Source organism: Streptomyces torulosus, from assembly GCF_001419765.1.
GTDB classification, from domain to species: Bacteria; Actinomycetota; Actinomycetes; order Streptomycetales; family Streptomycetaceae; genus Streptomyces; species Streptomyces torulosus.
Map to the genome: position 1 here is coordinate 1 of NZ_LIRK01000745.1, position 6,782 is coordinate 6,782.

Here is a 6,782-nt window from a genome sequence, read left to right on the forward strand (position 1 = left end):
CGGTGTGGGTGTCGGTGTCGGCGGGGGCCCGTGGCGTCGGGGGCGGTTGATCGCCGGTGATGGTTTTCGGCGGGGACTTCGGCAGTGGGCCGTGGAGTTGGAGCGCGGGGGGACGGTCCGTGCCGCGCGGGGGGTGCTGGAGGTCGACGTACCCGCGGGGGCGACCGTCTGGTTCAGGCGGAAGCTCGAAGGGCCGTACGTCATCGAGTACACCGCCACACCGGTCTCCGCGGGGGGAGTCAACGACCGGGTGTCCGACCTGAACAACTTCTGGAACGCGGTCGACGTGCGCTCGCCCGGTGATCTGTTCGCCACCGCGCGCGGCGGGGCGCTCGCCGAGTACGACCATCTGAAGACGTACTACGTCGGGTACGGCGCCAACACCAACACGACGACGCGGTTGCGGCGCTATGTGGGGGAGGCGGGCGTCCGGCCGCTCGTCCTCGACTACACCGAGCCGTTGCTGGTCGCGAACCAACCGCATCGGGTGCGGATCGTGTCCGACGGTTCCACGGTGCGGTGGTGGAACAACGGGCGGCTGGTCTTCGACTACGTCGACCCCGACCCGTACACCAGTGGCCACTTCGCTTTCCGGACGACGTGGAGTCACTTCCGGATCCAGGACTTCCGGGTGTGGCGGCTGTCCCGACCTGGCGTATTCCCGGGTTGATCGAATCTTGAAGCGTGGTCTATCTCACCGCCCGTCAACCCCTTATTACGGTCGCGTAGGTCACATCCGAAGGTGAATCATGGCCCGATGTGGCAGACGATTCGAAGAACAGCAGATCAGTGATCGGGTCGTACGTGGCGGTGGGGGACAGCTTCACCGAGGGCGTCGGCGACCCCGGCCCCGACGGGGCGTTCGTCGGTTGGGCGGACCGGTTCGCGGTGCTCCTCGCGGACCGGGTGCCCGAGGGCGACTTCAGATACGCCAATCTCGCGGTACGCGGGAAGCTCCTCGACCAGATCATCGAGGACCAGGTGCCGAGGGCTCTCGAACTCGCGCCGGACCTCATGTCCTTCTGTGCGGGCGGGAACGACATCATCCGTCCCGGCACCGACCCCGACGAGGTCGCCGAGCGGTTCGAGCGCGCGGTGGTCCGGCTCACCTCGGCGGTCGGCACGGTGATGGTGACCACCGGCTTCGACACACGTGACGTGCCGGTGCTCCGGCACCTGCGGGGGAAGATCGCGACGTACAACGGGCATGTGCGGGCCATCGCCGACCGGTACGGCTGTCCCGTGCTCGACCTGTGGTCGCTGAGGACCGTGCAGGACCGGCGGGCCTGGGACGACGACCGGTTGCATCTGTCGCCCGAGGGGCACACGCGGGTCGCGCTGCGGGCCGGGCAGGTGCTGGGCCTGGAGGTGCCGGCGGATCCCGAGCAGCCATGGCCGCCGCTGCCGCCGCGGGGGACGTTCGAGGTGCGGCGGGACAACATCCACTGGGCGCGGGAGTACCTCGTGCCGTGGATCGGGCGTCGGCTGCGCGGGGAGTCGTCCGGGGACCATGTGTCGGCGAAGGGGGCGTTGTCGCCCGACGACATCAAGATGCGGATCGCTTCCGTGGCCTGAACCGGTGGGGTTCGGCCGCTCGCGCGTGCGGTTCGTCGTGGGGCGGAGCCGTGCCGGTGCGTCAGCCCGTGGCTCGGTGCCCTACCGCTCGGGGGTGAGTGGGGACGGGTTCTCCGGACCGCTGTAGGCGACGGGCCTGACGCACCGGCACGGCCCCTTCCGTGTGTGGGCGGCCGGCCCGTCGCCGTGGTACGGCGGCGGTCCCTGGGGTCAGGGCGTCGGGGATTCCAGCAGGTTGAGTTCGCGGGCCAGGGTCTCGTCCGCCCACTGTTGGGCCTTTGTGCGGGAGACCGCTCCGTCGTAGGACGTGAGTTGTACGGCCAGGCCGTCCAGGAGGGCGGTGAGGCGGAGGGCCGATGCCTGCGGGTCGGGGCAGTGGAACTCCGCGGCGGCCGCGCCCTCCTCGATGAGGCCGGTGAGCGCGGCCTTCCACTGGAGGTCCAGGTCGCGGGTGACCTCACGGAGGGCGGGGTCGCGGAGGGAGACCGCCCAGCCCTCGATCCACAGGCGCCAGCCCTTGGCCTGGCCGGTGGGGGCGTACCAGCGGACGGCCGCCCGGAGGCGGCGCAGCGCGGTCGTCCGGCGGGCGATCAGCTTGCGGAGGTGGGCGAGATCGCCCTCGGCGGCGTAGCGGAAAGCCTCGGCGACCAGCTTCTCCTTGGTCGAGAAGTGGTAGAGCACCAAGGCGTTGCTCACGCCGAGGGACGCGGCCACGTCGGCGATCCGTACCGCCGCCACGCCCCGCGCCTCGATCTGCTCGATGGCCGCCCGCAGCAGCTCCTCGCGCCGCTCGGCCACGCTCAACCTGACCCTGCCCACACGGCAACCCTACCTACGGGTCAGATCGGGCGGTGGCGCCCATAGCGTGCCTCGATGACCGGGAGGCGGTCGGCGGCCAGCGCGTGGGCGGCCGCCCGGGGGGTCGTGCCGTCACGCTCGGCGCGGGACAGTATCAGGTCCACGAGGGCGCGCATGGAGCGGCGGGTGTGGTCGAAGGAGCTGCGCGCGTCCGGGGCGATGTCGCCGAACAGGGTCCACCACCACCAGGCGTTCGTGCCGGAGTTGACGACCACGTCGGGGAGGACCGTCACCCCGCGGGCGGTGAGCAGGTCCTCGGCCTCGGGGAGGACCGGCATGTTGGCCGCCTCGACGATCAGACGTGCGGTGATCCTCCCCTGGTCGGCCGGGTCGATCGCGTACGAGACGGCCGCGGGGACCAGGACGTCGGCGTCGACGGCCAACCAGGCGTCCGCGGAGGTCTCCCGGTCCTCGGGGCGCAGCGCGGAGCGGTCGACCGTGCCATGGGCGTCGCGGGCGGCGAGCAGGGCCTCGACGTCCAGGCCGGCGGGGTTCGAGACGGTGCCCTTGATGTCGGCCACGGCGACGATCGTGAGGCCCGCCCGGGCGAGGAAGCGGGCGGTGGCGCCGCCCATGGTGCCCAGGCCCTGCACGGCGACCCGCGTCCCGGCGTACGGCGTGCCGGTCCGGTCCAGGGCCGTGAGGACGGATTCGGCGACCCCGCAGCCGCCCACCAGCGCGTCGAGCCCGATGCCGTCCACCTCGACGGCGAACGCGTCCGCCAGCCGCCGCCGGGCGGCCCGCTCGTCGTCGAGCAGGGGATAGACGGCCTGGACGGTCGAGACGAGGCCCGCTTCCGCGGCCGCCCGGTCCACCAGGTCCTGGGAGAGCCCCAGGTCCTCGCCGGTCGTCCAGAACGCCTCGATGTACGGGCGCGTCGCCCGCAGGTAGCGCACCAGGACGCCGTACGCCTCCGGGTCCCGGGGATCGCAGTCGATACCGCCCTTGGCGCCGCCCAGCGGGACGTAACGGCCCTCGGGGTCGTAGTGCAGCGCCTCCTTCATGGTCATGCCGCGGGCCAGCCCGGCGACCTCGTCGAGGGTGCAGCCCGGCCGCATCCGCAGCCCGCCGCTGGCCACCCCGCGCACCAGCCGGTCCACCACGAGGAACCCGTGGCGGCCCGTGACGTGATCGGTCCAGGTCAGGGAGAGGTACGGGGCGGACATACGGGCTCCTGGAAGACGGCCGGAGGACGAGTGGCGGTGGCGGGCGGGAACGGATGGCGGGCGGACCGGGTTGTAGAGAGCAGGCGCCGGGTCCGCGCTACCCGGGGAACAGATGGCACTACTGAACCGTTGGTCAGTATGTCACCGTGCCCCCACGGATCGGGCGCGGTGCTGTCAGCGGGGCGGACCATAATGGAATGCCTCAGCGAATCCACCAGGAGGTGCCGTGTCCGGTTCCCGTTCGCAGAGCTCGGGGCTGCGAGTCCAGCCAGCCGCCTTCGGTGCGGTTCCGACCGGTGCCAGGCTGGAGCGGATCCGCCGGTCCCCGCATTTCGCGAACGGCGCGTTCGTGAACCCGGAGGGTGCCCGCCTCGCCCCCTCGCGCGGTGTGGCCCTGGAAATGGCCAAGGGGTACCTCCGTAAGGACGAGCGGGTCCGCCGGGCCCCCGCCGGCCTGATCCCCGTGCACTCCACGACCCTCGCCGACCTGGCCAGACCCCCGGCGAGCGGTCTGCGCATCACGTGGATGGGCCATTCCAGCGTGCTTGCCGAGATCGACGGACACCGGGTGCTCTTCGACCCCGTCTGGGGTGAGCGCTGCTCCCCGTTCGCCTTCGCCGGACCCAAGCGGCTCCACCCCGCGCCGCTGCCCCTGGCCGCCCTCGGCCCGGTCGACGTCGTCGTCATCTCGCACGACCACTACGACCACCTCGACATGCCCACGATCAAGGCGCTGGCCGGCACGGACACGGTCTTCGCGGTCCCCCTCGGTGTCGGCGCCCATCTGGAGCACTGGGGTGTCTCCGAGGGCCGCATCCGCGAGCTGGACTGGAACGAGGCGACGAAGGTCCGCGGCCTCACCCTGACCGCCACCCCCGCCCGGCACTTCTGCGGACGCGGCCTGCGCAACGCCCAGCAGACGCTGTGGGCGTCCTGGGTCGTCGCCGGTGACGAGCACCGGATCTACCACAGCGGCGACACCGGCTACTTCCAGGGCTTCAAGGACATCGGCGCCGAGCACGGCCCGTTCGACATCACCATGATCCAGATCGGCGCGTACAGCGAGTTCTGGCCCGACATCCACATGACGCCCGAGGAAGGGCTGCAGACCCACCTCGACCTCCAGGGCGGCGGAACCGGCGGTGTGCTGCTGCCGATCCACTGGGCGACGTTCAATCTGGCGATGCACTCCTGGGCGGAGCCCGGCGAGCGCTCGCTGTGGGCCGCGCACGAGGCGGGGGTCACCCTGGCCACGCCGCGGCCGGGCGAGCCGTTCGAGCCGCGGAACACCCCGCCGGCCGACCCGTGGTGGCGATCCGTCGCCCGTCGGCCGGCCGAGGGCTGGACCGCCTGGCCGCCGGTCGGGGAACAGCTCGATCTGGTCGCCGAGAGCTGACCCTTCGAAAGCCGACCTTTCGAGAGCCGACCCTTCGAAAGTCGGCCCTTCGGAAATCGGCGACCGACATCGTCAACCTCTTTGAAATTCTCCCGACAGGGTGATTTTTCGATGGACGGCGAGGGCCGCGGAGCGCATTGCTCCGCGGCCCTCGATGTTTTTTGACGACCCGTTCCGACCAGATCTGATCGAAATGATGTCGCACAAAGAAAGCGACAGGAACACCCGTCCGAAGAAATATCGGTCTGTCGTGCGAAGCCTCATATCAGAGCCGCGCGCTTTGCGGGGCTCTTTGTCAACTGCGCACCGCACATGACGCGTTGGCGACTACTGTGAGTTGCCGTCGGTCGACGCAGTGCCGAATTCTTCGACTCTCCCGACCGACATGCGATGGCGCACGCCCAAGTCGCCCAGACGCGGCACCCCCCACACCCAGACGGACCAGTACGAGGACGCTGATGTCTCACCTTCGCGCACCGGCCGCACGCGCAGACCGCCGTGAGGGCGGGCGGCACGGGCGATCGGCCACCCGTGCCGTCCCCGCGTTGCCCGAGATCCACATACGGCCACAACTGCTGCGTCTGGCGGTCCTGCCCCCCACCGCGGTGGCCCTCAGCGCCTGTGCCGCCGTGCTCTTCACCATCCGCGCCGGTGAGCACCGCCCCGGCCCCACCCTGTGGGCAGTGCTCGCCGGCACCGCCGCGGTGGCCCTCGCCGCCGTCCTGATCGCCTCAGTGGCCGCCGACCGCACCGCCAGGTCCGTACGCGAACGCCTCGGCGCCCTGCGCGAGTCGAGCGCCAAAGGCGAGGAGGACCTGCGGGCCCTCGTCGAGGCGCTCCGGCGCGGCGAGCAGCCGCCCGCGCGCGGCCCGCGCCCCAAGAACGGCCCGGACGCCGACGACTTCGGACTCCTCACCGCCGAACTGACCCGCGCCCACGACAGCGCCGTCACCGCCGTGGTCCAGGCCTCCCAGCTCTCCAGTCACGCGGGCAGCGAGCAGAAGCTGGAGGTCTTCGTGAACCTCGCCCGGCGGCTGCAGTCGCTGGTGCAGCGCGAGATCTCCATCCTCGACGACCTGGAGAACGAGATCGAGGACCCCGACCTGCTCAAGGGCCTCTTCCACGTCGACCACCTCGCCACCCGCATCCGCCGCCACGCCGAGAACCTCGCCGTCCTCGGCGGCGCCGTCTCCCGCCGCCAGTGGAGCAACCCCGTCCCCATGACCGAGGTGCTGCGCTCCGCGATCGCCGAGGTCGAACAGTACTCACGGGTCAAGCTGGTACCCCCGGTCGACGGCACCCTCCGCGGCCATGCCGTCGCCGACGTCATCCACCTGCTGGCCGAACTCGTCGAGAACGCCACGGTGTTCTCCGCCCCCCACACCCAGGTCCTGCTCCGCGCCAACCTCGTCACCTCCGGACTCGCCGTCGAGGTGGAGGACCGGGGCCTCGGCATGCCCGTCACCGAGCAGAACAAGATGAACGCCCTGCTCGCCGACCCCGACCAGGTGAACGTCGCGAGCCTCCTCCAGGACGGCCGCATCGGCCTCTTCGTCGTCTCTCAGCTCGCCCGCCGCCACGGCATCCAGGTCCGCCTCCAGAGCAACATCTACGGCGGCGTCCAAGCCGCCTTCGTCGTCCCCCAGGGCCTGCTCGGCACCGACCAGTCCGCCCCCGACGACGTACCGCAGCCCCAGGCGGGGACCCGGCAGCCCACCGGAGTCCGACGACCGGGCACCGGCCCCCGCCACGCCCAGCACCCCTCCGGTCTGCGGCCGGCCGCAGAC

Annotated in this window: 6 protein-coding genes; 4 read left to right on the plus strand and 2 right to left on the minus strand. The window is 71.4% G+C overall.

What is annotated here, in order from left to right; all coding sequences use genetic code 11:
* The first annotated feature begins 4 nt into the window (after positions 1 to 4).
* Together AOK23_RS38925 and AOK23_RS38930 are read left to right on the plus strand one after the other, a co-directional pair.
* Complete coding sequence (locus tag AOK23_RS38925) at positions 5 to 670, plus strand: DUF6250 domain-containing protein (RefSeq protein WP_063791483.1); 666 nt, start codon at positions 5 to 7, stop codon at positions 668 to 670.
* Positions 671 to 789: 119 nt separating this feature from the next.
* Positions 790 to 1,575, plus strand: coding sequence for an SGNH/GDSL hydrolase family protein (locus AOK23_RS38930; protein ID WP_055717182.1), 786 nt, complete (start codon positions 790 to 792; stop codon positions 1,573 to 1,575).
* Positions 1,576 to 1,785: 210 nt separating this feature from the next.
* Here the strand turns inward: AOK23_RS38930 and AOK23_RS38935 are convergent, their stop codons facing one another.
* Complete coding sequence (locus tag AOK23_RS38935; RefSeq protein ID WP_079049950.1) at positions 1,786 to 2,394, minus strand: TetR/AcrR family transcriptional regulator; 609 nt, start codon at positions 2,392 to 2,394, stop codon at positions 1,786 to 1,788.
* Between the two features lie 20 nt (positions 2,395 to 2,414).
* Positions 2,415 to 3,599: a Glu/Leu/Phe/Val dehydrogenase dimerization domain-containing protein gene (locus AOK23_RS38940; protein WP_055717184.1), complete on the minus strand. Its 1,185-nt coding sequence runs from the start codon at positions 3,597 to 3,599 to the stop codon at positions 2,415 to 2,417.
* Between the two features lie 226 nt (positions 3,600 to 3,825).
* Between AOK23_RS38940 and AOK23_RS38945 the strand changes: the two genes are divergently transcribed.
* Together AOK23_RS38945 and AOK23_RS38950 are read left to right on the plus strand one after the other, a co-directional pair.
* Positions 3,826 to 4,995, plus strand: a complete 1,170-nt coding sequence (locus tag AOK23_RS38945) for an MBL fold metallo-hydrolase (RefSeq protein ID WP_079049951.1) — start codon at positions 3,826 to 3,828, stop codon at positions 4,993 to 4,995.
* A 458-nt stretch (positions 4,996 to 5,453) separates the two neighbouring features.
* Positions 5,454 to 6,782: sensor histidine kinase (locus AOK23_RS38950; protein ID WP_169800376.1), on the plus strand; the 1,329-nt coding region annotated here is incomplete at its 3' end.

Bases quoted from the DNA above. Each gene is read 5' to 3' on its own strand.
- AOK23_RS38940 (WP_055717184.1), bottom strand. From the start codon at position 3,599: ATGTCCGCCCCGTACCTCTCCCTGACCTGGACCGATCACGTCACGGGC.